The sequence below is a fragment of the Ensifer sp. KUDG1 genome, from assembly GCF_050434285.1.
Classification (GTDB): domain Bacteria; phylum Pseudomonadota; class Alphaproteobacteria; order Rhizobiales; family Rhizobiaceae; genus Ensifer.
The window spans coordinates 203068-229073 of the sequence record NZ_JBNDIG010000004.1; the positions used below are offsets into that span (position 1 = coordinate 203068).

Sequence of the window (26006 nt, forward strand, 5' to 3'; positions counted from 1 at the left end):
ATCACGCGATCCCTTACTTCGACCGAGATACGGCCGTGAAACGCCAGCACTCGGCGACCAAGCGCATACCGATAGCTATGAGACACCGGATGCAGGCTGGCTGGATGTCTGGCTCCTGGCCACGGCCATGCGCTAACCACTTGTGGCCCAACAGAGAGGGCGGTCCTTTCGGCTGTGAGCGATCTTGGGCCGCGCCGTCCCCGCGCGACCTCTCGGGCTCGATCTATGCCGCGTTCGCCTAGCTATGGACCGCGGCGACCAGGCGGCGGCAAGCGTCCACGAGGTTCGGCTCTTGAAGCAGGGCGCCGCCGATCAGGTACATGACGTCGTTGCCGTAGGCTTCGCGCATCTCGGGAACCCGCTCGAAGGTCATGCCGCCACCGGGCGCGGCAACGATAGCCCTCGGCCCGCCCATGTCGGCCGCGCAGGCCCGAGCGATCGACAGGCATTCCTCTCGCGTGAAACCGAAGCGGCCTCCGAAGTTCGGATAGATCACCGCGTCTGCCCCCATCAGCCGATGCAGCGTGCCGAAGAAGGACCGGTGCGAGAAGCCGCAATCGGAAGAGACCACATTTGCGCCCGAGAAGGCCGGGTGCGAAACGATCGGCAAGGTGAAATCCGGGTCGGTTGCAAGCGTGCGGACGACATCATAACCGGTCAAAGCCGGGGCCAGCATCACCGCACCGGCACCGGCTGCCTGCGCTTCCTTCGCCCGGTCAAGCACGGCTGAAGCCGGCCCGGTCACATTCGGCACGAAGCTCGTGTTGCCACCGGTTTTGGCATTGGCCTCGCCGACGGCCGCGATGCACGCCTTCAGGCGTTCGGCAAAAGGCGACGTCACCTGATCGACGAGACCGTGGTCGTCCTTGACGAAGTGCATGCCGCCAAGCGCGAAATCATGGGCACGGCGCGCAAGTTCGGATGTCGAAAGCCCGACGGGCTTGATCGCCGACATCAAGAGAGGGCTTTCGCCCACGCCTGCGCGGGCACGAAGCCCGGCAATACCGTGCTTCGGTCCTGCGCAAAGCGCAAGGATACCCGGCGAAAGACCGATATCCTCGACCTTCAGGCCGGGCTTGATGGAGCTGTTGCCGAAGATGACGTTCAAGAGCTGCAGAAAGTCGCCGCCGACATCGTCGTCGGAATAGGAGATCGTGGCGACAAAGCCCGGCCGGTCGGCCGGATCCGGCTTCAGGTCCTCCAGCTTGCCGAGGATCTCATCCTCGACATAGCCTTTGGGAACAGCGCTACGCGGAATTTCGACGGTCTGCTCCAGCGCGATGTCGAGCGCCCGCGCCTTAGCCTCCTCGGCGTCAGCGGCGCGCACGTAGTAGGTGACCGTGAAACGCGGAGCCACTAGAGCGCCTCCGCCTTCTGGGCCGAATGAACGTGGTCGATGCGGACCTCCGTCAATTCGTCCTCGCCGATCTCCAGCGGCTTGCCGACCAACTCGCTGATGGCGCCAACGAGCGCGCCGGCGTCCAGGCCATACTTTTTCATGAGGTAGGGCTTGGACGCACCATGGGCGAAGGTGTCGTTGAGGCCGAGCCGCTTCAGGCGGACGCCGAGGCCTTCTTCGGCCAGAATTTCCGCAACGAGCGAGCCGAGGCCACCGACGATGGTGTGGTTTTCCAGCGTGACGACGCCCTTCTTGCCACGCGCGGCCTTCAAAAGGCCTTCGCGATCGAAGGGTTTCAGGGTCGAGGCGTGCAGATGGGTGATGCCGATGCCGCGTGCCTGAAGCGGTTGGGTGGCGCGCAGTGCTTCCTCGGTGCAGACGCCTGAGGAAACGACGAGAATGTCGTCGCCCTCGGACAGAACCCGCAGCTTGTTGAACGCGAAAGGCGTGGAGAAGAGACGCGGGACCTCGCCGCGAAGCACGCGCACATAGACGGGGCCATCGATGCTGTCGGCCACTTCGAGCACGGTCTCCACCTCGGTCGCATCACCGGTCTCGAGGATCGTCATGTTCGGTACAGCGCGCAGTACGGCAACGTCCTCGATCGCCTGGTGGGTGATGCCGCCGGGCGTGGTGATACCGGGCAGGAAGCCCATCAGTCGCACCTTGCGATTGGAATAGGCGATCGAGTTGATCAGCTGGTCGTAGGGGCGGCGATAGAGGAAGACTGAGAAGGTGTGAATGAACGGCCGGTAACCTTCCATCGCCAGCCCGCCGGCAAAGGACAACATATTCTGCTCGGCCATTCCGAGCGAGAGGAACTGCTGCGGATGACGGTCGCGGAAGCCGTCGACCTCACAGGACGAGGTCAGGTCGGCGGAAAGGCAGAGGACTTCGGGTCGCGCCGTGGCGAAGGTCTCGAATGCCTTGGCGTAGGGACGATTGACGATCTCGACCATGTTCAGGCCCCTTTCATAGCTTCGACGTCGACGCCGAGTTCGGCCGCAAGTGCGGCCTGCATTTCAAGCCGTTCTTCCGCGCTCTTGAAGCGAACGTAATGAAGTCGCGGGAAACGCTTTTTGAGGAACTCCATGCCCTGGTAGGGCGAGGTGTTGGCGAGGATCACCAGCGGCTTGCCGGGTTCCGCGCTTCCGGCCGCAGCCCTGAGCGCGTCGAGATCATGACCGTCCACCGACCGGCAGGTGACGCCGAAGGCGCTGACGCGGGCTGCAAGATCGCCAAGGTCGAGCACCGACGACATTGCGCCGTCGCATTGCTGGCGGTTCACGTCGACGACGACGCGGATGTTGTCGATGCCGTGGTGGCTCATCGCCCCAAGGCATTCCCAGGTCTGGCCTTCCTGGAACTCGCCGTCCGACATGTAGACCCAGACCTTGCCCGGCTCCTTCTTCTGCAACCGCGCCCAGGCGACGCCGGAGGCCATGGAGAGCCCCTGCGCCAGCGAGCCCGTGGTCACTTCCATGCCGGGGCTGTGCTCGGCGCCGATCATCTCGACCGAACCGCCATCCTTGTTGAAATGGTCGAGCGCGTGCTCGTCCATCCGCCCCATCTCGATCAGCGCCGAATAGATGACGAGCGCATAGTGGGCGGGCGAGATGAAGAAGCGGTCGAACGCCGGCCCGACCGGTCCGTGATAGCCGGCACCGGTAAAGGCGTCCGGATTGTGCGCCGAAGGAACGCCGCGAAACGGCAGCGGCACCTTCGGCAAGGTGGGTTCGCCGAGCGTCAGCAGCTCGTTATAGAGCAGCGCTAGGCTCTCGGCCGCCGAGCAGGCTTGGCTGAGATAACCGCCATTGTTCTTCATCGTGTGGAAGAACACGCGCCGGCGGATGCCGAGCGCGATCTCTTCCGTTGAAACCCGGTTCGTGAGTGTCATCGTCTCAGCTCCGTTCTGGGAAAAGCGCCTTGAGGCCCTCGGGCGACGGCGTTGCGATGCCGCGCTCGGTGATCAGGCCGGTGATGAGGCGGGCGGGCGTGACGTCGAAGGCCGGATTGGCTGCGGGGCTGCCCTCCGGCGAGATGCGCACGCTGGCAATCGAGCCGTCGCTGGCGCGCCCCTGGACGAAACTCACCTCGTCGGCGGTTCGCTCCTCGATCGGGATTTCCTTGATCCCGTCGCGGACCGTCCAGTCGATCGTCGGCGAGGGGAGGGCGACATAGAAGGGGACGCCATTGTCGCGCGCAGCTAGCGCCTTCAGATAGGTGCCGATCTTGTTGCAGACATCGCCATTGGCCGTCGTCCGGTCCGTGCCGACAATGACCATATCGACATCGCCGTGCTGCATCAGGTGCCCGCCGGCATTGTCGACGATCAGCGTGTGCGGCACGCCGTGGCCGTTCATTTCCCAGGCGGTGAGATAGGCGCCCTGATTGCGCGGGCGCGTTTCGTCGACATAGACATGCACCGGAATGCCTTCCTCGACAGCCATGTAGATGGGTGCAGTCGCCGTGCCATAGTCGACGGTCGCAAGCCAGCCGGCATTGCAATGGGTGAGGATGCGCACGGGTTCACCCGGCGCCTTCTTCGCAGCAATCTCGCGGATAACCTTCAGGCCGTTCGCACCGATGGCGCGATTGAGGTCAACATCTTCGGCCGCGATCTCGGTGGCGCGATCATAGGCCGCCTTGGCACGCTCGCCTTCCGGCAAGGGGCGCAGATGGTCGCGCATGGCGTTCAGCGCCCAGCGCAGGTTGATCGCGGTCGGGCGTGTTTCGTTGAGCTCCTCCCAGACTGCGTCGAGATGGGCGTTCGACGGATCCTTGGCCATCGCAATGGCGATACCGTAGGCGGCGGTGACGCCGATCAGCGGTGCGCCGCGCACCCACATGTCGCGGATGGCGACGGCCACATCGGCGACCGTCTTCAGTGTCACGACACGGAACTCATGCGGCAGCCAGCGCTGGTCGATGATGTCGACGGAACGGCCGTCCTCGTTGAGCCAGATCGTATGGTAGTGGCGTTCTCCGACTTTCACGCTGATGTCTCCTTCTGAAGGCGCTCCGCGAGTGCGCGGATGTCCTTGAGGCTGTGGATATGGTGCCGGTTGACGGCAAGGTGACGCCCGAGCTTCAGCGCCCTGGTTTCGCAGGCAGCGCGGCGATCGGGGTCGACGATGGTTTCGAAGTCGGCGTTGTGGGCGAGCCCCAGGATACGGCGGTGCATCTCGACGCCGGCAAAGCCCAGCATCTCGCGCCAGATCTCGTCGATGACGATGTCGAGCGCCTGTTCGGCGCCGAACGGGTCGTTGCGCGCCTCAAAGAGGCTTGCCTGATAGAGAATACCGTTACGCTCGGTGCGCCAGAGATGGGCGAATTCGGTACGGAAGGTTTCCCAGATGACTTCGACCGTATCGAGCAGATAGCTACGCATGCCGTCGCGGGCGCCGGGCGCGTTTTCGTGGCCGCTCTGCGAAAAATAGCTCATCCAGAAATTGGCAAGCAGCATGCCGACGTCGAAGCTGATCGGTCCGTAGAACGCGAACTCCGGGTCGATGACACGGGTCTCGTCGTCCGTCACCATCACGGACCCGGTATGGAGGTCACCATGGCACAGCGTCTCCGCCTTGGCGGAGAAAAGATGCTTCAGCCGTTGCGCTTCGACCTTGAGGTCGCGGTCGGCGCGAAGCTCGGCCACAATAGGATCGAGCTGCGGCGTGGTGTGGCGGTTGAGCTCTGCCTCGAAATAGGGATCGGAGAACACCAGGTTTTCGGTGATGTCGCAAAGCTCGATATTGTCGGCGAAAAGCGCAAGGTCCGCCTTCTTCTCGCGCGTGGCCATGGAGAGGTCGGAGCCGCGAAAGAGCGTACGGGCGACGAAGAGGCCAAGGTCACGCCCGATCTTCGGGAGCTGCCGCCCGTCGATCAGCGCACGCCTCAAAATCACGTGCGGCGTCAGGAATTCCATGACGATGAGCGCCTGGGATTCGTCGAAGAAATAGATTTCGGGCACGAGCCCGGGATCGCGCGCGGCCTGGCGCTTGAGGGCATGATATTCGAAATAGGAGCGCTTCAGCGGCAGCGGCCAGCTTTCGCCGACAAGGCGCACATAGGGCAGCGCCTGCTTGACGATGGCAGCACCCTTGTCTCCGGTGACGATGAAGACCAGGTTCAGGTTGCCATCGCCGACTTCCTTGACGCTCCAGCGCGAAAAGTCCGGCCCGATCTTTTCTCTCAGGACGGCGTTGCCACCGAGTTTTTCCGGCAACGTCGCAGCGCTCAGCGCCTCGAAGACCTGCTTGTCCATATCGTTCTCCTCCAACGCATGGCGCGGGCCTCCACCGCTCGCAGCCATGCCGTGTGTGGTCACAACTAAGGCGGCATTCTAGCAAATGTCAATGGCCTTGACATTTGACGGATGGCTATCCTAACCTGCCTTCATCGGGAGGAGAGAATGAGCGAACAGGCAGTGTTTCGCATTGAGGGCGTGCGCAAATCCTTTGGGCCGGTACCGGTTCTTCGAGGGGTGGATCTCGATCTCAAGGCTGGGGCGGTTACCGTTCTGATGGGCGCCAACGGTGCCGGCAAATCCACGCTCGTGCGGATCCTGAGCGGCGTTTACACGCGCGACGCCGGCACGATCACGCTCGCCGGAATGGCTTTTGAGCCGACGACCCCGGCCGAAGCGATCCGCGCCGGCGTCGTCACCGTGCATCAGAACATCAATGACGGCGTGGTCGCCGATCTCGACGTCGCCACCAATCTGACGCTCGATCGCTTGAACGGGCGCGGTGCGCGTCTGTTCTTCAACCCGCGCCGGGTGCGTCGCGAGGCTGCCGCGGTCGCGTCGCGCATGGGGCTTGCGATCGATCTTACCGCCAATATCAACGACTTGACGCTTGCCGACCGGCAGATGGTGGCGATCGCCCGTGCCATGGCGCACGAGCCGAAGGTGTTGATCCTCGACGAGCCGACATCGTCGCTGTCGAGCGCGGAGGCAGACCGGCTTTTCGATCTCGTCGACCGGCTGAAGGCGCGCGGTGTCGCCATTCTCTATATATCCCACCGCATGTCGGACATCCGGCGGCTGGCCGACAGCATCGTGGCGCTTCGCGATGGTCGCATCAGTGGCCGCTTCGAAGGGCCGGAACTGGACTATGAGGGCGCCGTCAACGCCATGCTCGGTCGCAAGGTCTCGGCAGGGGCCGTCGATCTTCGCGACGGCGGCGCTCCGGTCTTTGCCGTCCGCGGCCTGAAGCTATCGGAACAGGCGCGCCCTTTCGATTTCACCCTCCGCGACGGAGAAATCGTCGCCGTCACCGGGCTTGTGGGCGTCGGCAAGACGGCGCTCGCCGAGACCCTGTTTGGCGCACGCGCGCCGTTCGCCGGTGAGATGATGCTCGACGGCGCGCGCTATGCGCCGGGAAGCACGGGCCGGGCGATCGCCGGCGGCGTCTTTCTTGTCGCCAAGGACCGCGCCGAAAGCGGCATCGTTCCCGACTTCAACATCTACGAAAACATCAGCCTGCCGTTCCTTAGCCGGCTCTCGCGCTTCGGCATATCGAGCCGGCGGGCGGAAAAGACCAAGGCACGCCAGCAGATCGCGGCGCTTGGCGTCGTCTGCCGCAGCGAGCGCGACGAGTTGCAGACGCTTTCGGGCGGGAACCAGCAAAAGGTGATGGTCGGGCGCTGGCTTTCCGAGCCGTCGCGCCTGCTCATCCTCGACGAACCCTTCCAGGGCGTCGACATCGCCGCACGCCGCGACATCGGCGAGAAGCTGCGGGCCTCGGCCGCGGGCCGCGCCACGATCCTCTTCCTGACCGAACTCGACGAAGCCTTCGAAGTCGCCGACCGCATCCTTGTGATGTCGGAACAGACCATCGTCGGCGAGCACCGCAATGCCGACATCGATGTCGAGCGGCTCCTGTCGGAAATCGCCGGTCAATTCTATCAACAGGTCCATGCGTCATGAGCAGTGAACAGAGCAATTCCGCAGCACCGGTCGCGGTCCCTTCGAGCGCATCGGGAATTCGCGAGGCGGCGATCAAATACGGCTTCCTCGTGCTTCTCGCCGGGATGGTCCTTTATTTCTCGCTCGTGACCGGCGGCTTCGCCTCGCCGCAGAGCGCCGTCTTCATCCTGCAATCGGTGTCGATAACCGGCATCCTTGCGCTGGGCGTGACGGCCACGCTGGTCGTCGGCGGCTTCGATCTTTCGATCGGCTCGGTCGCGACGACGGCGATGATGGCCTCGTCCTATGTGATGGTGGTGATGGGCGGCGACGCACTGACGGCAACGCTCGTATGCCTTGCCATCGGCGTGCTGGTCGGTTTCGTCAACGGCGTCATCATCGTCTATATGCGCGTGCCGGATCTGCTGGCGACGCTCGGCATGATGTTCCTCTTGCTCGGCCTCCAGCGCATCCCGACTGAGGGCCGGTCGATTGCAACAGGCATGACGCTTCCCGACGGTTCGGTCGCCGAAGGCACCTTCAGCCCGGCCTTCCTGGCGCTGGGCCGCCATCGTTTCGATTTCATCCTGCCCAATCTCGTGCCGGTTTCGGTGGTGGTGCTGATCGTGCTTGCGATCCTGACCTGGTTCTTCCTCGAATACACCCGCTTCGGCCGCATGATGTATGCCGTCGGCTCCAACGAACGGGCAGCCGGCCTCGCCGGTGCACCGGTCAATGCCTACAAGATTTCCGCCTACATCATCTCCGGCGTCTTCGCTTCGATCGGCGGCATCCTGCTTGCCGCCCGCCTTGGCCGCGGCGACATCGCGTCGGGCAACAACCTACTGCTCGATGCGGTTGCCGCCGCGCTGATCGGTTTCGCCGTGCTCGGCGCCGCCAAGCCGAACGCGTTCGGCACGGCGATCGGCGCGCTCTTCGTCGGCATCCTGCTCCAGGGCCTGACGATGATGAACGCACCCTATTACACCCAGGATTTCATCAAGGGCGCCGTGCTCGTCGCTGCCCTGATCTTCACCTTTGCGCTCTCGAAAAGAGGCAAACGCTGACGGGGCTCCCTTCAGCGGAAAACAAAAAGTTCACCAGTGGAGGAGACTGACATGAACATGACTCGCAGAAGCCTGGGCCGCTTGACGCTCGGGTTGATGGGGGCCGCCGCCTTCGGCGTGCCGTCCTTTGCCGCCGACATGCCGAAGCCGTTCGACAAGGCCGGCGACGTCAAGATCGCGCTCGTGCGCTACCTTTCGACCGGCGACTTCTTCCAGTCCTATCTCGCCGGCGTCGAGGCGCAGTCCAAGGCGCTCGGCGTACAGCTTCAGGTCTTCGACAGCCGCCAGGATGCAGCGCTCCAGGCCGACATGGTCGACCAGGCGATCGCACTTGGCGTGCAGGGCATCATCATCCAGCACGGCCTGACGGAATCGATGAAGGAAGCCGCCCAACGCGCGGTCGACGCCGGCATCAAGGTCGTGGCCTTCGACGTCAACGTCGAAAACGAGAAGATCCCGCAGATCGAGCAGTCCGACCGCGACCTCGCGCGCCTCGCGCTCGAGCAGGCGGTCAAGGACAATGGCGAGAGCTTCAAGGCTGGCTACGTCTATGTCGCCGGTATCGCGCCGCTCGACCGCCGCGACGAGACCTGGAAGGAATTCAAGGCGAAGTATTCCGGCATCGAGGAAGCCGCCCAGTTCGGAACCATGGACAATCCGATCGCCAACTCGGTCGCCAACCAGGCCCGCGCGGTGATTTCGGCCAAACCCGATATTACCGTGATGTTCGCGCCCTATGACGAGTTTGCCAAGGGTGTGAAGATCGCCGTAGACGAAGCGGGCCTGTCGTCCAGCGTCAAGATCTACTCGGCGGACATCTCGACGTCCGACATCGCCGCCATGCGTGAAGCGGGCTCGGCCTGGACGGCAACGGCCGCCACCAACCCGGCCGTCGTCGGCCAGGTCTCGGTCCGCTCGCTCGCCATGCTGCTCGCCGGCGAAGACCCGGGCCGCCAGGTCGTCGTGCCGCCGACGCTGATCACCCAGAAGGACCTGAACGACCAGGACATCAAGAACATGGAAGAGCTCGGCGTGAAGCTGCCGCAGTTCGCCCATGCGGATGTCGCCATGCCGGCATGGATGCCGAAGCCCTGATCTCTTGATCGATAAACACTAAAAAGGGGCGGTCCATCGGGCCGCCCCTTTTTGTTTCCGGCTTTGCTTCAGTCGGCGTTTGACGCCGGCGGCGCCCACGCCTCGATCGCCGTCTCCGGATAGATCTGCACCGAGCCGGGCTCGAAGTAGCTCTCGATCGCATAGCCGAGTTTGGTCAGGTCTGTCCGGTACCAGCCGACGATCGTGCCGCGCCAGGAGGCGCGGCCTTTCTTGGCGGCATAATCACCCATTTGAAAAGCGGCATCTGCAGGCCAGGGATCGACCATTTCGTCTCCATCCGAACAACTCTAGCGGGAGACGACATGGTGGCACGCTTTCACCCTTGGGTGGAAGGGATCAGCGCATCGCGGCCGCGATATTGCCGCCGTCGACGGTCGTGACATCAGCGGTTGTGCGTTCAGCAAGCGCGTGGTGCACGAACGCGCGCGCCACGTCCTCGGCCGTCACTTCGAGACCGAGCAGGTTTCCGCCCATATAGTCCTTGACCGAAAGGCCGCGGGCGGCTGCGCGATTGGCGATCATCTCGTCGTTGAGCAGGCCCGAGCGGATGCGGTCGGCGTTGACGGCATTGACGCGGATATGATCAGCGCCGTGTTCGAGCGCATACTGACGCGACAGGAACAAGGTCGCTGCCTTCGGCAATCCGTAAGCGCCGAACTTGGCGCCCGGATTGACAGCCTGCTTGGAGGCGTTGAACAGCAGCACGCCGCCAGTCTTCTGCTCCTTCATGATGCGCACGGCATTCTGCGCCACCGTCTGATGGGCGAAGAAGTTGAGTTCGAAGCTGCGGCGCAGCAGGGCATCGTCCATGGTCGCAATCGGACTTTCCCAGGCGGCACCCGCATTGGAAACGACGATATCGACGCCGCCGAATGTCGCGACCACCTGGTCGAAAGCGGCGCGAACGGATGCCGGGTCGGTGATGTCGCAGGCGATGCCGATCGCGTTGTTGCCCGCCGCCTTTGCCACGGCTGCCGCCTTGTCGCCGTCGAGATCGAGCACGACGGCATGGGCGCCCTCGGCGACGAAGGCCTTGACGATCGCCGCACCGATGGCGCCGGCGCCGCCGGTGACGAGCGCGACCTGACCGGTAAACGGCTTCGGCTTGGCGCCGGCGAGCTTCGCCTGTTCCAGCGACCAGTATTCGAGGTCGAAGAGATCCGGCCGGCTGACCGGCTCGAAACGGCCGACGGATTCGGCGTCGCGCGCAGCCTCGATCCACATCTCGCCGACATCAACGGCGATCGTCGCGTCCTTGTACGTGCGGCCGTGGCCGAACATGCCAAGCCCCGGCACCAGCGTCAGGCGCGGCATGGGATCGAGCATGATGCGCTTGACGTCGTCGCGTGCGTCGTTGGTGTGGAAGTACCCGGTGTAGTCTGCAGCAAAGGTGGCGACACGGGCGTCGATCACGGCCCGGTAGCCCGAGAGATCATCTTGAGCCGGCGCCGGAAGCACCATCGGCCCGGTCTTGATGCGGATGGAAAGATCGGGCGTCGAAACGCCCCTGGCGGCCATCTCCTCAACCTGTTGCGCGTTGACGAAGTCGAGGATAGCGGGCGAGGTGCGGAACACGCTGACCATGCGGTCAAAACGGCCCTCGCCCTTGTCGACGGCAACGGCACCGCGCAGCATCGGCGCGATATCGGCTGGGCTTGCAAGCGCAGTGGGCAGGGCGGCCGGCGTCAATGGATTGTGCCCGTTGGCCTTCACATGCTCTTCGGCGAGCGTGACATAGTGGATCATCCGCGCATAAGCTTCCTTGGCCGTGTCGGCGAAGGTGAAGATTCCGTGCTTGTCGAGGATCAGCCCTTCGACCGTCGGATCCTGGTCGAACACGTCCGCCGCAGCCTTCGCCAGCGCGAAGCCCGGCATGATGTAGGGCACGAAACCCATTTTCCTGCCGAAAAGCTCGGCGCACATCTCCCGGCTCTTGGCCTGGTCGGCGATGGCAAGAATGGCGGTCGAATGGGTATGGTCGACGAACTTGTGCGGCAGGAAGGCGTGAAGCAGCGCCTCCACCGACGGGTTCGGCGAGGCCGGGTCGATGAGGTTGGCGCGCAGCAAAGTCACCATGTCCTCGTCCGACAGCTTTTCGAGCTTGCGGCTCTTGAGCAAGGGGGCGATTTTGACGGCTGGCAGGCCGGCGGGCTCGATCGTGCCCATGTCCCAACCACTGCCCTTGACGCAGAGCACGGCATGCGTGTCGCCGACAAGGTCGGTGATTTCGGTTTTCACTGAAGTATTGCCGCCGCCATGCAGCACGAGCCGCGGCTCGCCGCCAAGCAGCCGCGTCGTATAGGTCCGCAGCGCCAGATCGCGGCCGATGCCCTCCGCCTGATAGCCCGCAACGACCTTCTCCGCCTCGTCGTCGCGCCAGAGATTTTCCATAAGTTCAGCCTCCCGATAAACCGGCCCGGCCGGTATCGGCGGACCCAAATTCGAGGCTCAGGGGGCGCCTGAGCCGCTCTTGCCAAGCCCTTCGCGGTTCCAGCGATCCAGGACCTTGCGTGCCATCGACTCGGTGATGACGAGATGCGAGGCGAAACCGCCCTTCAAGGCCGCCATCAGCGGCTCGAACTTGCTGTCCTCCTGGACGACCAGCACGCGCTTCTTGATCGTGCGGATGGATCCAAGATCGGCCGAAATGCAGCGGCGATTGTGCTCGCAATCCATCCATTGGCCATCGCGGTCAATGAGCTGTCCGGCAATGACGCCGGCCGCGCCCTTTTCACCCATGGCATGCATGTCCGCAGCCGAGAGCGCCCCGCACTTGACAAGGTGGCTGTCATCCTCGATGCCGCCGACCGAATAGAGCGCCAGGCCGCAGTCGGAGATGGTGGCGAGTTGCTCCTTGATGACGGGTTCGCCGCGCAGCTCTTCGGCCAGCCGTTCGGAGGAAAGCACGAGCGGCGCATAGAAATTGATGCCTTCGGCATTCAGACGGCGGGCGATTTCCGTCGTGCATTGATCCGGGCGGTAGGAATAGGGCGCGCCGAGATTGCCGCAGAGCTGCACGACCGTAACGCCGCGCAGGTCCGCAAAGGGCATGACGTCGGCGATATGATAGACGGTGCGCCCCCAGGCAACGCCGATCCGGTCTCCCTTGTTGATCAGTTCGAGAAAGACGGACGCCGCGACGACGGGCATTTCGGCGGCCGGGTCCATGGCCTGCCGGTCTTCCGGCACGAGCCACGCGGTCGTCAGCCCGGTAGCGTCTTCGAGCTCGCGGGCAAGCACGTCCTGCGAAAACAGCTCTGTCGAGGTGGTGATCGTGACGATGCCCATCTCGCGGGCCTTGCGCAGATACATGGCGATCGAGGCGCGGGATATCTCCAGCCGCTGCGCCACTTCGTCCTGGCGCAGGCCGTGCGTATAATAGAGCCAGGCGGCCTTGTGAATGATCTGGTCTGTGGCTCGGATGGGCATTGGCGGAACCTTCGCAAGATGGATCTGACATATTTCATCTATACTGACAAAAGTCAACGTCATTGACGATTGTCGCGTCCGTTGACGCGACAGCGACTGCATCTCTCTTCTGAATGATGATCCTGAATGTGCCACGCGGAGCCGCGAACGCGGCTGCCGCCAGCAGCCGGTTGCAAACGGAATCCATATGTGAACATACTATTCATATAAGGGTCCGAATGGAGATCGAGCGACCTTGCGCTCGCAAGCCAGACAACGGGCCCGCTATTGCCGACCGATTGCATCAGGGACTGAACAATGGATGACTTCATGCCCACCGTCGGGGTGTCCTCGACCCATCCCGCGGACATGCCGCAAGAGCACGCAGCACTTCCCGTGTGGAACGCGGAAAACTGGTTTTACGAGGATTGGCCGGTCGGCCAGCGTATAAGGTCCTTGCGGCGTACGATTGCCGAAGGTGACAGCCACCTCTTCAATACGCTGGTCGTCGACATCCATCCTTACGTGCAGGATCAGATGTTTGCAGAGCGCGAGGGCATCTTCGGCAGGCGTCTCGTTGCCGGCGCTTTCGTCTTTTCCGCAGGCCTCGGGCTGGTCGCCACCAACTGCGTCAACGCCTTTTCCTACGGCTACGACAAGCTGCGCTTCATCAAGCCGGTCTTCATCGGCGACACGATCTACACGATCCGCACCAACATGGACAAAACGCCCCGCTACAAGGAGCTCGGGCTTATCCGGGCCAGCTACCAGGTCTTCAAGGGCGAAGGGGAGCTGGTGCTCTACTGCGAGCACCTGCAGACCGTGAAATACAAGAACCCCGCCGACTTCGTCGGCAAGACCGAGAAGTAAGATACCGATGACCGAAACCAACGAATTGCCGCTCTCTGGCCTTGTCGTCGTCGACATGAGCCAGTTTCTCTCAGGCCCCTACTGCTCCTTGCGCCTCATGGATCTTGGCGCGCGCGTCATCAAGATCGAGCGCCCGGACGGTGGCGACCTGTCGCGCCGGCTTTATCTCAGTGACACGGAGATCGGAGGCGATTCGACGATCTTCCATGCGATCAACCGCGCCAAGGAAAGCCTCGCGATCGACCTCAAGAACGCGGACGACCTTGCGGCCCTGAAGACGCTGCTCGCCAAGGCTGACGTGCTGATCCAGAACTTCCGCCCCGGCGTCATCCAGCGCCTCGGCCTCGACTACGAAGCGGTCAAGGCGATCAATCCGAAGATCGTTTATGCCTCGATCAGCGGCTATGGGGAGGAGGGCCCCTGGGTGAAACGGCCGGGACAGGATCTGCTCGCGCAATCGCGCTCTGGCGTCATGTGGCTGAACGGTGATGAGGGCCAGGGGCCGGTGCCCTTTGGCCTTGCGATCGGCGACATGCTTGCGGGTGCAGCGGCAGCGCAAGGCATTCTCGCAGCGCTCGTCCGGCGCGGCATTTCCGGCAAGGGCAGCCTGATCGAAACCAGTCTGCTCGAGGCGCTCGTCGACTTCCAATTCGAAGTGCTGACGACGCATCTGAATGACGGCCGGCGGCTGCCGACCCGATCGGGATTTCGCAGTGCCCATGCCTATCTGTCGGCACCTTACGGGGTCTATCCGGCCAAGGACGGCTATCTCGCGATCGCCATGACGCCGATCCCGAAGCTTGCCGATCTGCTGCAGATGCCCGAACTCGACGCCTATCGCGACGATCCGGCAACCTGGTTCTCCGAGCGGGACAAGATCAAGGCGCTGATCGCCAAGCGGATCGCCGAAAATACCATCGACCATTGGCTTGGCGTCCTTGAGCCCGCTGACATCTGGTGCGCCCGGGTCCTCAACTGGAACGAACTGCTCGAAAGCGAAGGTTTCCAGGTGCTCGACATGTTGCAGACTGTGGTGCGCGAGGATGACGTTTCGATCCTGACGACACGGTCACCGCTCAGGGTCAACGGCAAGCGCGCCCAGGTGGACCGCGCAGCACCACGCATCGGCGAACACAGCACCTCGATCCGCAAGGAGTTCGGCCTGTGAGCATCAAATTGAAGGGCATGACCTGGAGCCACCCGCGCGGCTACGACCCGATGGTCGCCTGTTCCCGGCTTTGGCAGGAACGCACCGGCATAACGGTGGAATGGGACAAGCGCTCGCTGCAGGATTTCGAGACCTATCCCGTCGAAGAGCTGGCGCGGGCCTATGACCTGATCGTCATCGATCATCCCCATGTCGGCCAGATCACCAAGGAAAAGTGCCTGGCGCCGCTTGATGTGGAAGGCCATCAAGAGGAGAGGGCGGAGCTTGAGGATGCGAGCGTCGGGCGCTCCTATCCGAGCTATACTTGGCAGGGCCGGCAATGGGCCTTCCCGATCGATGCGGCAACGCAAGTCCAGGCCTGGCGCCCGGACCTGGCGGAACGCATGGAAAGCTGGAGCGACATGCTGGCGCTCGCGCGACAGGGGAAGGTGGCGCTGCCGATGCGTCCACCGCATTCCCTGATGAGCTTCTACACGCTTGCCGGCAACCTCGGCTCTCCCTGCCGAATTGACGGTACCGGGCCACTGATCGAATCCGATGCCGGCCTCGATGCCTTCGAGCGCCTGCGCGAGCTCACGGATCTGATCGATCCCGGCTGTTTCTCGATGGACCCGATCGGCGTGCTGGAGGCCATGAGCGACCCAGCGTCGCAAGTTGTCTGTGCGCCACTGATTTACGGCTATGTCAGCTACGCGATTGCGGGCTTCCGGCGGTCGCTCGTGACGTTCGGCGATATTCCGGTTGCCGGAACCAATGGCCCTGTCGGCTCGGCGCTCGGCGGGACCGGCATTGCGGTCTCGGCCTTCTCGAACGCACGCGAAGCGGCGATCGATTTTGCCTATTTTGTTGCGAGCGGCGATGTCCAGCGCGGCATTTATGCCGCCGGTGGCGGGCAGCCAGGCCATGCGGCCGCCTGGGATGACGACGCCGTCAATGCGGCGACCTCGGACTTCTATCGTGCGACGCGCAAGACACTGGAGAACGCCTGGGTTCGTCCGAGGCACGATGGCTACATGGCCTTCCAGCAGGCGGCGTCCGATCGCATCAATGACGGCCTCCTGCGCAAGGAGCCAGCGCGAAAGGTCGTCGACGACCTCAATCGACTGTTTGCGGCGAGTTTTGTTGCAGCCTGACTTCTGAGTTCCGGGACGCCCAGGCGTCCCGGACCAGATTATAGAAAGGTCCGGTCAGGCGAGATTCCAGATCCGGCGCGCATTGTCGGAAAGCAGCTTGCGCTTTTCCTCTGCGCTGCAACCTTCCAGAAGCGCGTGGGTGGCGCCGACCCAGGTCGAAAGATTGCCACCGAGCGTGCAGACCGGCCAGTCGCTTCCCCAAACCACCCGGTCCCACCCGAAGACGCCGATCGTGTGCTCGACATAGGGGCGCAGCGTCTCGACCTGCCAGGCCTCGTCCGCATAGGCGACGACGCCGGAGATTTTTGCCGTGACATTTGGCCGGCGGGCAATCTCGCTCATGTGCTCGCGCCAGGGGTGCTCGGCGCCGGCGCGAATGTCAGGCACGCCGCAATGGTCGAGAATGAACTGGACGTTGGGCGCGAGATCGGCAAGCGCAATCGCCTTTTCGATCTGGTGCGGCAGGACGCAGAGGTCGAAGGTGAAGCGGCGGCCGCCGAGCCGGCGGATATTGTCGCGGAACGTCGCCCCGTCGGAGAGATCGTCCGGCATCACATGCAGCACGCGGCGGAAGCCCTTGACCAGGCCGTTTGCTTCCTGGCGTTCCAGATAGGCCGCAAAGCCATCCTCTTCGGGCCGGCAGGCGGCAATCGCGCCCTTCAGCAGACTATCCGCCTGGCCTGCGAGCCGCGCGACCTCGGATGTCTCCTTCTCCATCTCCGACGGATCGACATCGACCTCCATGTGCAGGCTGGCGGTAATGCCGAGCCGCCGCGCTTCGCGCTCGTAGGTGGCGTAGAGAAAGTCCTGGTCGAGGGCAGGCACGCCGGCGAGCCAGGGATAGGCGAGCCTCGACCTGTCGATGAGGTGAAGATGGGTGTCGATGATCAAGGCGCGCCTCCCCCGAACGGCTTCTCACATAAGAATGATCTATTCAGATAAGAAGTACGATCGTTCTCAAGTGGCGTCAATCTGTTGTCGAGGCCACGTCCGAACCGGCCAATGTCGACAGCTGCTCGGCGGTTTTGAGCAAAAGGGCGATGCTTTCGGTGATATCCGGCGCCGAGGGCGCGTTGACGAGCGCGATGTAGGGCACGGTCAGCGCCGCGATGCCGCGACCATCAGGCCCCAGGATCGGCGCCGAGAGGTTATAGACGCCGGCTGTCTGCGCGCTTGCCATCATTTCATAGCCGCGCTCGCGGATCTGATCGAGGCGCGCATAGAACTCCGGCCCGCGCGGGACCTCGTCTTTGCTCCTGCCATGTTCCGCGATCATCATCTCGCGCTCCTCAGTCGAGCGGAAGGCGAGCAGGATGTGGCCGGATCCCGTATCGAAGAGGCTGATATGCGAGCCGACCCGGATCGAAATCCCCCAATAATCAGGCGCTTCCTGCTGGGCGATGACGACGGCGGAGCCGCGATCGAAGACGGCGAGGTGGTTTGCCTGCTTCGAGCGCTGGGCCAGATCCCGCATCAACGGCGTGGCGTAGGAGGCAAGCCTGCGGACCGGCGCATGCAACTGCGACAACCCGAACAGCTTCAATGTCAGCGAAAAGCGATCTCCGTCGATGCGCGTGACATAGCCGCGCCGCACCAACCGATCGAGCATGCGGTAGAACTCGTTCGGGCTCCGGTTCAGGCGCTTGGAAATCTCCGCCTGCGTCAGTCCGCCGTCGACGCTGGCGAGCAGCTCGAGAATGTCGAGCCCCTTATCAAGGGCCGGTGCGCGGTAGCGGTCTGACTCTTCGGTATCCATGAAGCCTCCTTGGTGAATACTCATATCCATATACGCAGACGAAGGCGCCCACAAAGGAAAGTTCTCCCTTGACGCCTCATAAAAATGTTGTTTGTATATGAATTAGTTTCTCACAAATGAGAACGTCACGTCAGGAAGAGGGCGTGAACACGGGAGGAGTGGACATGAAAAGGCTGCTTGCCGGCGTCTCCGCCGGCGTCGTTATGCTTGCCTGTGCAGGAGGAGCGGCTAATGCCGCAGAACTGCCCGGCAAGTTCGAGGGCGTCACGATCGACGCCAAGCTGATCGGCGGTCAGCAGTACGAAAAGCTCTATGAGCGGATCGGCGAATGGGAGAAGGCGACCGGCGCCAAGGTCAACATCCTGTCGAAGAAGAACCACTTCGAACTCGACAAGGAGATCAAGTCTGACATCGCGACCGGCGGCGTCAGCTGGTGCGTCGGCTCCAACCATTCCTCTTTTGCGCCGCAATACCCCGACATCTACACCGACCTGCTGCAGCTTTTGCCGCCGGAAGAGATCGCCAAGTTCGTGCCGGCCCTGATCGACGCTTCGACGCTCGACGGCAAGCTCGTGATGCTGCCGCGCGCCCAGTTCGACGTGTCGGCGCTCTATTACCAGAAGAGCCTCTACCAGGACGAAGCCAAGAAGACCGCCTTCAAGGCGAAGTACGGTTATGACCTGGCGCCGCCGGACACCTGGGCGCAGGTGAGCGATCAGGCCGAGTTCTTTGCTGCACCGCCGAATTTCTACGGCACGCAGTTTGCCGGCAAGGAAGAGGCGATCAACGGCCGCTTCTATGAGATGCTGGTGGCCGAAGGCGGCGAATATCTCGACAAGGACGGCCGCCCGGCCTTCAATTCGGAAGCGGGCGTGCGTGCGCTCGACTGGTTCGTCAAGCTCTACAAGGACAAGGCGGTGCCGCCGGGCACGACCAACTATCTCTGGGACGACCTCGGCCAGGGCTTTGCCTCGGGCTCGATCGCCGTCAATCTCGACTGGCCTGGCTGGGCGAGCTTCTTCAACGACCCGAAGTCTTCCAAGGTCGCCGGCAATGTCGGCGTGAAGGTGCAGCCGGCCGGTTCCTCCGGCAAGCGCACCGGCTGGTCCGGCCATCACGGCTTCTCGGTCACCGAGGATTGCGCCAACAAGGAGGCTGCCGCCTCGCTCGTCTGGTGGCTGACCAACGAGGACAGCCAGAAGCTGGAATCGGCTGCCGGCCCGTTGCCGACCCGGACTGCCGTCTGGGAATACAACATCAAGCAAGCCGAGGGCGATGCCTACAAGACGGAAGTTCTGCAGGCTTTCCAGGAAGCCGCCAAGCACGCCTTCCCGGTTCCGAAGACGGCCGAGTGGATCGAGATCTCCAACGCCGTCTATCCGGAATTGCAGGCCGCCATCCTCGGCGACAAGACGTCCAAGCAGGCGCTCGATGCCGCCGCCGAAAAGGCGACCGGCATTCTCGAAGACGCGGGCAAACTCTGAACGTGACAAAAGAGGCGGCGCCGATGCCTTGAGGGCGCCGGCGCCGCCTCGACCATTTCATGCGATCCTCAGGACTGCCCGATGAAGCTCAAGAAACTGTCAGCGCCGACCCTGCTTCTGCTTCCGGCCTTCGTCGTGCTTGCGACGGTGATCGTGCTGCCGCTGCTCTTCTCGTTTTATTCGAGCTTCACGCCGTTTCGCCTGACGAAGCCTGAGACGTTGTGGGTCTTTGTCGGCTTGCGCAACTACGCGACCGTGCTCGGCAATCCCGAGTTCTGGATCGCCTTCGGCCGCACCGTGCTGTTGCTGACGGTGGCGCTCAATGCCGAAATGCTGCTCGGGCTCGGGCTGGCGCTGCTCGTCAACAAGGCGACCCACGGCCAGCGCCTGCTGCGCACCATGATGATGTTTCCGATGATGTTTTCGCCGGTGCTGGTCGGCTTCCAGTTCAAGTTCCTGTTCAACGACAATATCGGCTTCGTCAACAATGCGCTGCAGTCGCTGGGGCTGACCAACCAAGCGATCCCATGGCTGATCGACGGCAATCTGGCGCTTCTGTCGATCATCATCGCCGAAGTCTGGTCCTCGACCGCGGTCTTTGCGATCCTGATACTTGCCGGCCTGCTCGCCATGCCGAAGGACCCGGTGGAAGCCGCCCATGTCGACGGCTGCACGCCGTGGCAGACCTTCCGCTATGTCACCTGGCCCTATCTCATGCCGTTTGCCTTCATCGCCATGACAATCCGTTCGCTCGACGTGGCGCGGGCCTATGACATCGTCAAGATCATGACCGATGGGGGCCCGGCCAAGCGCACCGAACTGCTCTGGACGCTCGTCGGTCGCACGGCCTATGCGGACGCCCGCATGGGGCTCGCCAACGCCATGGCCTATGTCGCGATCCTGCTTTCGATCGTCTTCACCGTCTATTTTTTCCGCAAGCTCGCCGCGGCGCGCCAGCAGATCGGAGCCGAGTGGTAATGGATATCAACGCTTCGCACCGCCTGCGCCGTCGCCTCTTGAAGGCCGCACACTTGATCGGCCTGTTTCTCGCCATGGCGGTGATCTGCCTGCCGGGCCTCTGGATCGTGCTGTCGTCGCTGCGCCCGACCGTCGAGATCATGGCCAAGCCCCCGGTCTGGATTCCGGAGAGCATATCGCTCGATGCCTATCGCGCGATGTTTTCAGGCGCAGGGCAGGGCGGCGTTCCTGTCTGGGACTACTTCCGCAATTCGCTGATCGTCTCGGTCACTTCGACGGTGATCGCGCTTGCGATCGGCATGGCCGGCGGCTACGCCTTTGCCCGCTATCGCTTCAAGGCGAAGTCGGCGATCTTCCTTGGCTTCATGCTGACGCGCGCCGTGCCGGGCATCGCGCTCTCGCTGCCGCTGTTCATGCTCTATGCCCGCACCGGCATCATCGACACGCATTTCTCGCTGATCCTTACCTATGTGGCGCTCAACGTGCCCTTCACCATCTGGCTGATCGACGGCTTCTTCCGCCAGGTGCCGAAGGATCTGGCCGAGGCTGCCCAGATCGACGGCTGCACGCCGTGGCAGGCCTTCTGGCAGGTGGAGTTTCCGCTCGCCGGTCCCGGCATCGCATCCGCCGGCATCTTCGCGTTCCTGACGTCCTGGAACGAATATGCGCTTGCCTCGCAGATCACCCGCTCGGTCAATTCCAAGACCCTCCCGGTCGGGCTGCTCGACTACACCGCCGAATTCACCATCGACTGGCGCGGCATGTGTGCGCTCGCCGTCGTGATGATCATCCCGGCGCTGACCCTTACCTTCATCATTCAGAAGCACCTCGTTTCGGGCCTCACCTTCGGCGCGGTGAAAGGATAATCGTTCATGGCTCCTGTCACACTCAGGAAACTGGTCAAGCGCTACGGCGCGCTCGAGGTCGTCCACGGCATCGACCTCGAAGTGAAGGACCGCGAGTTCATCGCGCTCGTCGGCCCGTCCGGCTGCGGCAAGTCGACGACGCTGCGCATGATCGCCGGCCTCGAAGACGTCAGCGACGGCGCGATCGAAATCGGCGGAAAGAAGGTCAACGACCTGCCGCCGCGGGCGCGCAATATCTCAATGGTCTTCCAGTCCTATGCGCTCTATCCGCATATGACGGTCGCTGAAAACATGGGCTTTTCCCTGAAGATCGCCGGGCGCTCGGCCGATGAAATCAAGGCGCGGGTCGACGAAGCGGCAGCCATCCTCGATCTCAGCCATCTGCTCGAACGTCGCCCGTCGCAGCTTTCCGGCGGCCAGCGCCAGCGTGTTGCAATGGGCCGCGCCATCGTGCGCCAGCCGGACGTCTTCCTGTTCGATGAGCCTCTGTCGAACCTCGACGCCAAGCTCAGGACGCAAGTCCGCACCGAGATCAAGAAGCTGCATGCCCGGATGCAGGCAACGATGATCTACGTCACCCACGACCAGGTCGAGGCGATGACCTTGTCGGACCGCATCGTCATCATGCGCGACGGCTATATCGAACAGGTCGGCACACCCGAAGAGGTGTTCCAGCGTCCTGCCACCAAGTTCGTCGCCGGCTTCATTGGCTCGCCGCCGATGAACATGGACGAGGCGATCGTCGACAACGGTACGCTGGTCTTTGCCAGCGGCGCGCGCCTGCCGATCCCGCCGCGCTTTGCCAAGACACTGCGCCCGGGCCAGAAGGTGACGTTCGGCCTGAGGCCCGACGACATCTATCCGAGCGGCCATGGCCTGCATGCCGGCGATCCGTCAGCCGTGCACGAGATCGAGTTGCCGGTGTCGATCACCGAACCGCTCGGCAACGAGACGCTGGTCTTCATCCAGTTCAACGGCCGCGACTGGGTCTCGCGCATGCTCAATCCGCGCCCGCTCACATCAGGTGAAAAGGTGCGCATGAGCTTCGATCTCTCCCGCGCCCATCTCTTCGACATCGATACCGGCAAGGCTCTGGAAGGCTGACATGGCAAGAATTGAGAAAATCGAATTGCGCATGGTCGACCTGCCGCCGAAGGTGAAGCGGACCGACGCGATCCAGAGCTTCGTCAGCCAGGAAACGCCGATCGTCACCATCACCGACAGCGACGGCGCGACGGGCACGGGCTACAGCTACACGATCGGCACCGGCGGCTCGTCGGTGATGCGGCTATTGTCCGATCACCTCGTGCCGATCTTGATCGGCGAGGATGCCGATTGCATCGAGGCGATCTGGCACAAGATGGAGTTTGCCACGCACGCAACGACGATCGGCGCGATCACCGCTCTGGCCCTGGCTGCCGTCGATACGGCGCTCTGGGACCTGCGGGCCAAAAAGCAGAAGCTGCCGCTCTGGAAGCTCGCCGGCGGCGCCAAGGAAAGCTGCCCCCTCTACACCACCGAGGGCGGCTGGCTGCATATCGAAAAGGAAGCGCTGGTCGAAGACGCGCTCCAAGCCAAGGCCAACGGCTTTTCCGGCTCGAAGGTGAAGATCGGCAAGCCGCACGGTTCGGAGGATTACGAGCGTCTGTCGGCGATGCGCAAGGCGCTCGGCGACGGCTTCGAGATCATGACCGATTGCAATCAGGGTTTCACCGTCGACGAAGCGATCCGCCGCGCGTCCCGGTTGAAGGAGCTCGACCTTGCCTGGATCGAGGAGCCGCTGCCGGCCGACGATCTCGACGGCCACATAAGGCTGACGCGCTCGACGCCGACGCCGATTGCGGTTGGCGAATCCATGTATTCGATCCGCCACTTCCGCGAATACATGCAGAAGGGCGCCTGCTCGATCGTCCAGGTCGACGTTGCCCGCATCGGCGGCATCACGCCCTGGCTGAAGGTGGCGCACGCGGCCGAGGCCTTCGACATCCCGGTTTGCCCGCACTTCCTGATGGAGTTGCATGTCAGCCTCGTCTGCGCCGTGCCCAACGGCAAATATGTCGAGTACATTCCGCAGCTCGACGACCTGACGACCAAGGGCATGGAGATCCGCGACGGCCGCGCGCTAGCGCCGTCCGAGTCAGGCATCGGGATTTCCTGGGACTGGGATGCCGTGCGCGCCCGCTCGATCGACGAGTTTACTCGCGAGTTTTGTGGCTAGGAGGCATTCGAGATGCAACGGATGGGAATGGTGATCGGCCTCGAGGCCTCGAAGATCGCAGAATACAAGGCCCTGCACGCCGCCGTCTGGCCGGAGATCCTCGCGCTGATTTCCGAGTGCAACGTCACCAACTACTCGATCTTCCTCAAGGAGCCGGAAAACCTGCTCTTCGGATACTGGGAGTATGTCGGCTCGGATTTTAAGGCGGACATGGCGAAGATGGCGGCACACCCGAAGAACCAGGAATGGTGGTCGGTCTGCATGCCCTGCCAGAAGCCGCTTGATACGCGAAGAGAAGGCGAGTGGTGGGCGATGATGGAAGAGGTGTTCCATCACGGGGGGAAGGCATCTCGACATGGCTGAGGGCTTTGATCCGGGCGCGCTGAGCCAATGGTGGCCGAAGCCGAGCAATCCGCGACCGATCGTGATCTTCGGCGCCGGCAGCATCGTCGGCGACGCGCATCTGCCGGCCTATCGCAAGGGCGGCTTCCCGGTTGCCGGGATTTATGATCCGGATCACGCCAAGGCACTGCAGCTTGCCGAAAACTGGGGTATTCGCGCCTATCGGACGGAAGACGAAGCGCTTGCGGTCGATAGCGCGATTTTCGACCTCGCGATACCGCCCGCCGCCCACGCTGCAATCCTTGGCAGATTGCCGACAGGTGCTGCCGCCCTGATCCAGAAGCCGATGGGCTCGGACCTTGCGGCCGCAACGGCCATTCTGGAGATCTGCCGCGCGCGAAAACTCAAGGCGGCCGTCAATTTCCAGCTTCGCTTCGCGCCAATGATGCTGGCGCTGAAGGATGCGATTGCCAAAGGGCATCTCGGCGAGGTCGTCGACTTCGACGCCTGGCTGGCTCTGGCCACGCCCTGGGGCCTGTGGCCTTTCCTCAAAGGCCTGCCGCGCATCGAGATCGCCATGCACTCGATCCACTACCTGGATCTCGTGCGCGGCCTGCTTGGCAACCCTCAAGGCGTTCATGCCAAGACGATCGGCCATCCGAACCACGAGGTCGCGCAGACGCGGACGGCTGCGATCCTCGATTATGGTGATCGCGTACGCTGCGTGCTTTCGGTCAATCACGACCATGATTTCGGCCGCAAGTTCCAGGCCTGCGAGTTCCGCATCTCGGGCACGTCGGGTGCTGCCTATGTGAAGCTCGGCGTCAATCTCGACTATCCCAAGGGCGAGCCGGACGAGCTTTGTATCCGACCGGCCGATGGCAGCGAGTGGGTTGCCGTGCCGCTCGAAGGTGCCTGGTTCCCCGACGCCTTCGTCAACCGGATGGCCAACTTGCAGCGCTTTGCGACAGGCGAGGACCAGGAACTGATCGGCTCGGTGGAGGACGCCTGGCAGACGATGGCCCTTGTCGAGGCCGCCTATCAATCGAGTGCCGCGCCGGCAACGGCGATCGCGCCGCTTCCGGGACGCTGAGATGTCAGAACAGATCATCCATTTCGAAGACTATGAACTCGGCCACGAGCGGCTGACGACGGGCCGGACGATCACCGAGACCGACGTTGTCGTCCATGCAGGCCATACCGGTGATTTCTTTCCGCACCATATGGACGCGGAGTTCGCCAAGACCCTTCCGGGCGGCCAGCGCATCGCCCACGGCACCATGATCTTTTCAATTGGCGTCGGCCTCACCGCATCGCTGATCAATCCGGTTGCCTTTTCCTACGGCTATGATCGTCTGCGCTTCGTGCGTCCGGTTCATATCGGCGATACGATCCGCACCCGCGTCACGATTTCCGCCAAAGAGGACGATCCGAAGCGGCCGAAGGCGGGGCGCGTCGTGGAACGGTGTGAAGTTATCAACCAGCGTGGCGAGGTCGTTCTCGCCGCCGACCATATCCTGGTCGTCGAACGCAAAGCATGAGGGATCGAAAATGACAGCGGATCTTAAAGGCAAGGTCGTCCTGATTACGGCTGCTGCCCAAGGCATCGGCCGCGCTTCGGCTTTGGCCTTCGCAAACGCCGGCGCGAAAGTACATGCGACGGATATCAATGCGGATGCGCTTGCCGCGCTCGCCAAGGAAGCCGATGTCGAGACGCACCGGCTGGACGTGCTGGACACGCAAGCCGTCGAAGCGCTGGTCGCCAAGATCGGCGCCGTCGATGTCCTCTTCAACTGCGCCGGTTTCGTGCATGCCGGCTCGATCCTGGAGATGAAGGATTCCGATTTTGAATTCGCCCTCGACCTCAATGTCAAGGCGATGATCCGCACCATCCGCGCCGTATTGCCGGCGATGCTCCAGCGCAAGGACGGCGCCATCATCAACATGGCTTCGGTCGCTTCCAGCATCAAGGGCGTGCCAAACCGGTTTGCCTATGGCGTCACCAAAGCGGCCGTCATCGGTCTCACCAAGGCCGTTGCCGCCGACTATGTCTCTGAGGGTATTCGCTGCAACGCGATCTGCCCGGGCACTGTCGAAAGCCCGTCGCTGCAGGACCGCATGCGCGCCCAGGGCGACTATGAAACGGCGCGCGCCGCCTTTATCGCCCGCCAGCCGATGGGGCGCCTCGGTACGCCGGAAGAGATTGCCGACCTTGCCGTCCATCTCGCGGGCGCCACCTATACGACCGGCCAGGCCTATGCCATCGATGGCGGCTGGACCATCTGACAACACA

Annotated in this window: 25 protein-coding genes; 15 read left to right on the forward strand and 10 right to left on the reverse strand. The window is 63.1% G+C overall.

Annotated elements, in window-relative coordinates:
- Positions 1–238 precede the first annotated feature (238 nt).
- The 5 genes from M2267_RS13470 to mtnK are packed head-to-tail and all read right to left on the reverse strand — an operon-like array spanning position 239 to position 5663.
- Entirely contained in the window at positions 239–1357 is a 1119-nt protein-coding gene (locus M2267_RS13470; protein WP_429114967.1) for a RuBisCO large subunit C-terminal-like domain-containing protein, read from the reverse strand.
- Entirely contained in the window at positions 1357–2358 is a 1002-nt protein-coding gene (locus M2267_RS13475; protein ID WP_429114968.1) for a transketolase family protein, read from the reverse strand. Before M2267_RS13475 ends, M2267_RS13470 begins: the two co-directional genes overlap by 1 nt.
- Positions 2359–2360: 2 nt before the next feature.
- Positions 2361–3296 (reverse strand): transketolase, encoded by a 936-nt coding sequence (locus M2267_RS13480; RefSeq protein ID WP_429114969.1) that lies wholly within the window; start codon positions 3294–3296, stop codon positions 2361–2363.
- 4 nt (positions 3297–3300) lie between these two features.
- On the reverse strand, positions 3301–4395 hold the full coding sequence (gene mtnA / locus M2267_RS13485; protein ID WP_429114970.1) for an S-methyl-5-thioribose-1-phosphate isomerase: 1095 nt from the start codon (positions 4393–4395) through the stop codon (positions 3301–3303).
- Entirely contained in the window at positions 4392–5663 is a 1272-nt protein-coding gene (mtnK, locus tag M2267_RS13490; RefSeq protein WP_429114971.1) for an S-methyl-5-thioribose kinase, read from the reverse strand. Before mtnK ends, mtnA begins: the two co-directional genes overlap by 4 nt.
- Positions 5664–5810: 147 nt before the next feature.
- On the opposite strand from mtnK, the gene M2267_RS13495 reads away from it, so the two are divergent.
- Genes M2267_RS13495 through M2267_RS13505 form a run of 3 tightly spaced genes read left to right on the forward strand, consistent with a single transcriptional unit; the run spans position 5811 to position 9469 of the window.
- Positions 5811–7328, forward strand: a complete 1518-nt coding sequence (locus tag M2267_RS13495; RefSeq protein ID WP_429114972.1) for a sugar ABC transporter ATP-binding protein — start codon at positions 5811–5813, stop codon at positions 7326–7328.
- The gene (locus tag M2267_RS13500; RefSeq protein WP_429114973.1) at positions 7325–8374 is read left to right on the forward strand and encodes an ABC transporter permease; all 1050 of its coding nucleotides are present in this window, start codon (positions 7325–7327) and stop codon (positions 8372–8374) included. Before M2267_RS13495 ends, M2267_RS13500 begins: the two co-directional genes overlap by 4 nt.
- Positions 8375–8425: 51 nt before the next feature.
- Positions 8426–9469, forward strand: coding sequence for a substrate-binding domain-containing protein (locus M2267_RS13505; protein WP_043619406.1), 1044 nt, complete (start codon positions 8426–8428; stop codon positions 9467–9469).
- Positions 9470–9537: 68 nt separating this feature from the next.
- On the opposite strand, the gene M2267_RS13510 is transcribed toward M2267_RS13505, so the two are convergent.
- The 3 genes from M2267_RS13510 to M2267_RS13520 form a co-directional block, all read right to left on the reverse strand.
- The gene (locus M2267_RS13510) at positions 9538–9756 is read right to left on the reverse strand and encodes a hypothetical protein (RefSeq protein ID WP_043619404.1); all 219 of its coding nucleotides are present in this window, start codon (positions 9754–9756) and stop codon (positions 9538–9540) included.
- 70 nt (positions 9757–9826) lie between these two features.
- Positions 9827–11881: a bifunctional aldolase/short-chain dehydrogenase gene (locus M2267_RS13515; RefSeq protein ID WP_429114974.1), complete on the reverse strand. Its 2055-nt coding sequence runs from the start codon at positions 11879–11881 to the stop codon at positions 9827–9829.
- A 57-nt stretch (positions 11882–11938) separates the two neighbouring features.
- On the reverse strand, positions 11939–12919 hold the full coding sequence (locus tag M2267_RS13520; protein ID WP_429114975.1) for a sugar-binding transcriptional regulator: 981 nt from the start codon (positions 12917–12919) through the stop codon (positions 11939–11941).
- A gap of 297 nt (positions 12920–13216) precedes the next feature.
- Here M2267_RS13520 and M2267_RS13525 point away from each other — a divergent pair, with 297 nt between their 5' ends.
- From M2267_RS13525 to M2267_RS13535, 3 genes are read left to right on the forward strand one after another with little or no spacing between them, the layout of a single operon-like run.
- On the forward strand, positions 13217–13768 hold the full coding sequence (locus M2267_RS13525) for a MaoC family dehydratase (protein WP_043619395.1): 552 nt from the start codon (positions 13217–13219) through the stop codon (positions 13766–13768).
- Positions 13769–13775: 7 nt separating this feature from the next.
- Complete coding sequence (locus M2267_RS13530) at positions 13776–14936, forward strand: CaiB/BaiF CoA transferase family protein (RefSeq protein WP_429114976.1); 1161 nt, start codon at positions 13776–13778, stop codon at positions 14934–14936.
- Positions 14933–16069, forward strand: coding sequence for an ABC transporter substrate-binding protein (locus M2267_RS13535; RefSeq protein ID WP_429114977.1), 1137 nt, complete (start codon positions 14933–14935; stop codon positions 16067–16069). Before M2267_RS13530 ends, M2267_RS13535 begins: the two co-directional genes overlap by 4 nt.
- Before the next feature lie 54 nt (positions 16070–16123).
- Here M2267_RS13535 and M2267_RS13540 read toward each other — a convergent pair whose 3' ends face one another.
- Complete coding sequence (locus tag M2267_RS13540; RefSeq protein WP_429114978.1) at positions 16124–16960, reverse strand: amidohydrolase family protein; 837 nt, start codon at positions 16958–16960, stop codon at positions 16124–16126.
- 76 nt (positions 16961–17036) lie between these two features.
- Complete coding sequence (locus M2267_RS13545) at positions 17037–17825, reverse strand: IclR family transcriptional regulator (protein ID WP_429114979.1); 789 nt, start codon at positions 17823–17825, stop codon at positions 17037–17039.
- A 164-nt stretch (positions 17826–17989) separates the two neighbouring features.
- On the opposite strand from M2267_RS13545, the gene M2267_RS13550 reads away from it, so the two are divergent.
- The 9 genes from M2267_RS13550 (at position 17990) to M2267_RS13590 (ending at position 25999) form a co-directional block, all read left to right on the forward strand.
- Positions 17990–19309, forward strand: a complete 1320-nt coding sequence (locus tag M2267_RS13550; protein ID WP_429114980.1) for an ABC transporter substrate-binding protein — start codon at positions 17990–17992, stop codon at positions 19307–19309.
- Positions 19310–19390: 81 nt separating this feature from the next.
- On the forward strand, positions 19391–20287 hold the full coding sequence (locus M2267_RS13555; RefSeq protein ID WP_429114981.1) for a carbohydrate ABC transporter permease: 897 nt from the start codon (positions 19391–19393) through the stop codon (positions 20285–20287).
- Complete coding sequence (locus M2267_RS13560; protein ID WP_429114982.1) at positions 20287–21153, forward strand: carbohydrate ABC transporter permease; 867 nt, start codon at positions 20287–20289, stop codon at positions 21151–21153. Before M2267_RS13555 ends, M2267_RS13560 begins: the two co-directional genes overlap by 1 nt.
- Positions 21154–21159: 6 nt before the next feature.
- Positions 21160–22257 carry an ABC transporter ATP-binding protein gene (locus M2267_RS13565; protein ID WP_429114983.1) on the forward strand — a complete coding sequence of 366 codons (1098 nt, stop codon included), beginning with the start codon at positions 21160–21162 and terminating at the stop codon, positions 22255–22257.
- 1 nt (position 22258) lies between these two features.
- Positions 22259–23371: a mandelate racemase/muconate lactonizing enzyme family protein gene (locus M2267_RS13570; RefSeq protein WP_429114984.1), complete on the forward strand. Its 1113-nt coding sequence runs from the start codon at positions 22259–22261 to the stop codon at positions 23369–23371.
- Positions 23372–23383: 12 nt separating this feature from the next.
- The gene (locus M2267_RS13575; RefSeq protein WP_429114985.1) at positions 23384–23734 is read left to right on the forward strand and encodes an L-rhamnose mutarotase; all 351 of its coding nucleotides are present in this window, start codon (positions 23384–23386) and stop codon (positions 23732–23734) included.
- Entirely contained in the window at positions 23727–24806 is a 1080-nt protein-coding gene (locus M2267_RS13580; RefSeq protein ID WP_429114986.1) for a Gfo/Idh/MocA family protein, read from the forward strand. The genes M2267_RS13575 and M2267_RS13580 overlap by 8 nt, the downstream gene beginning before the upstream one ends.
- Position 24807: 1 nt before the next feature.
- Positions 24808–25254, forward strand: a complete 447-nt coding sequence (locus M2267_RS13585; protein ID WP_429114987.1) for a MaoC/PaaZ C-terminal domain-containing protein — start codon at positions 24808–24810, stop codon at positions 25252–25254.
- A 10-nt stretch (positions 25255–25264) separates the two neighbouring features.
- Positions 25265–25999: an SDR family oxidoreductase gene (locus M2267_RS13590; RefSeq protein WP_429114988.1), complete on the forward strand. Its 735-nt coding sequence runs from the start codon at positions 25265–25267 to the stop codon at positions 25997–25999.
- Positions 26000–26006: the final 7 nt, after the last annotated feature.

Bases quoted from the DNA above. Each gene is read 5' to 3' on its own strand.
- M2267_RS13475 (WP_429114968.1), bottom strand. From the start codon at position 2,358: ATGGTCGAGATCGTCAATCGTCCCTACGCCAAGGCATTCGAGACCTTC.
- M2267_RS13480 (WP_429114969.1), bottom strand. From the start codon at position 3,296: ATGACACTCACGAACCGGGTTTCAACGGAAGAGATCGCGCTCGGCATC.
- mtnK (WP_429114971.1), bottom strand. From the start codon at position 5,663: ATGGACAAGCAGGTCTTCGAGGCGCTGAGCGCTGCGACGTTGCCGGAA.
- M2267_RS13495 (WP_429114972.1), top strand. From the start codon at position 5,811: ATGAGCGAACAGGCAGTGTTTCGCATTGAGGGCGTGCGCAAATCCTTT.
- M2267_RS13500 (WP_429114973.1), top strand. From the start codon at position 7,325: ATGAGCAGTGAACAGAGCAATTCCGCAGCACCGGTCGCGGTCCCTTCG.
- M2267_RS13505 (WP_043619406.1), top strand. From the start codon at position 8,426: ATGAACATGACTCGCAGAAGCCTGGGCCGCTTGACGCTCGGGTTGATG.
- M2267_RS13510 (WP_043619404.1), bottom strand. From the start codon at position 9,756: ATGGTCGATCCCTGGCCTGCAGATGCCGCTTTTCAAATGGGTGATTAT.
- M2267_RS13515 (WP_429114974.1), bottom strand. From the start codon at position 11,881: ATGGAAAATCTCTGGCGCGACGACGAGGCGGAGAAGGTCGTTGCGGGC.
- M2267_RS13520 (WP_429114975.1), bottom strand. From the start codon at position 12,919: ATGCCCATCCGAGCCACAGACCAGATCATTCACAAGGCCGCCTGGCTC.
- M2267_RS13525 (WP_043619395.1), top strand. From the start codon at position 13,217: ATGGATGACTTCATGCCCACCGTCGGGGTGTCCTCGACCCATCCCGCG.
- M2267_RS13530 (WP_429114976.1), top strand. From the start codon at position 13,776: ATGACCGAAACCAACGAATTGCCGCTCTCTGGCCTTGTCGTCGTCGAC.
- M2267_RS13545 (WP_429114979.1), bottom strand. From the start codon at position 17,825: ATGGATACCGAAGAGTCAGACCGCTACCGCGCACCGGCCCTTGATAAG.
- M2267_RS13550 (WP_429114980.1), top strand. From the start codon at position 17,990: ATGAAAAGGCTGCTTGCCGGCGTCTCCGCCGGCGTCGTTATGCTTGCC.
- M2267_RS13555 (WP_429114981.1), top strand. From the start codon at position 19,391: ATGAAGCTCAAGAAACTGTCAGCGCCGACCCTGCTTCTGCTTCCGGCC.
- M2267_RS13560 (WP_429114982.1), top strand. From the start codon at position 20,287: ATGGATATCAACGCTTCGCACCGCCTGCGCCGTCGCCTCTTGAAGGCC.
- M2267_RS13565 (WP_429114983.1), top strand. From the start codon at position 21,160: ATGGCTCCTGTCACACTCAGGAAACTGGTCAAGCGCTACGGCGCGCTC.
- M2267_RS13570 (WP_429114984.1), top strand. From the start codon at position 22,259: ATGGCAAGAATTGAGAAAATCGAATTGCGCATGGTCGACCTGCCGCCG.
- M2267_RS13575 (WP_429114985.1), top strand. From the start codon at position 23,384: ATGCAACGGATGGGAATGGTGATCGGCCTCGAGGCCTCGAAGATCGCA.
- M2267_RS13580 (WP_429114986.1), top strand. From the start codon at position 23,727: ATGGCTGAGGGCTTTGATCCGGGCGCGCTGAGCCAATGGTGGCCGAAG.
- M2267_RS13585 (WP_429114987.1), top strand. From the start codon at position 24,808: ATGTCAGAACAGATCATCCATTTCGAAGACTATGAACTCGGCCACGAG.
- M2267_RS13590 (WP_429114988.1), top strand. From the start codon at position 25,265: ATGACAGCGGATCTTAAAGGCAAGGTCGTCCTGATTACGGCTGCTGCC.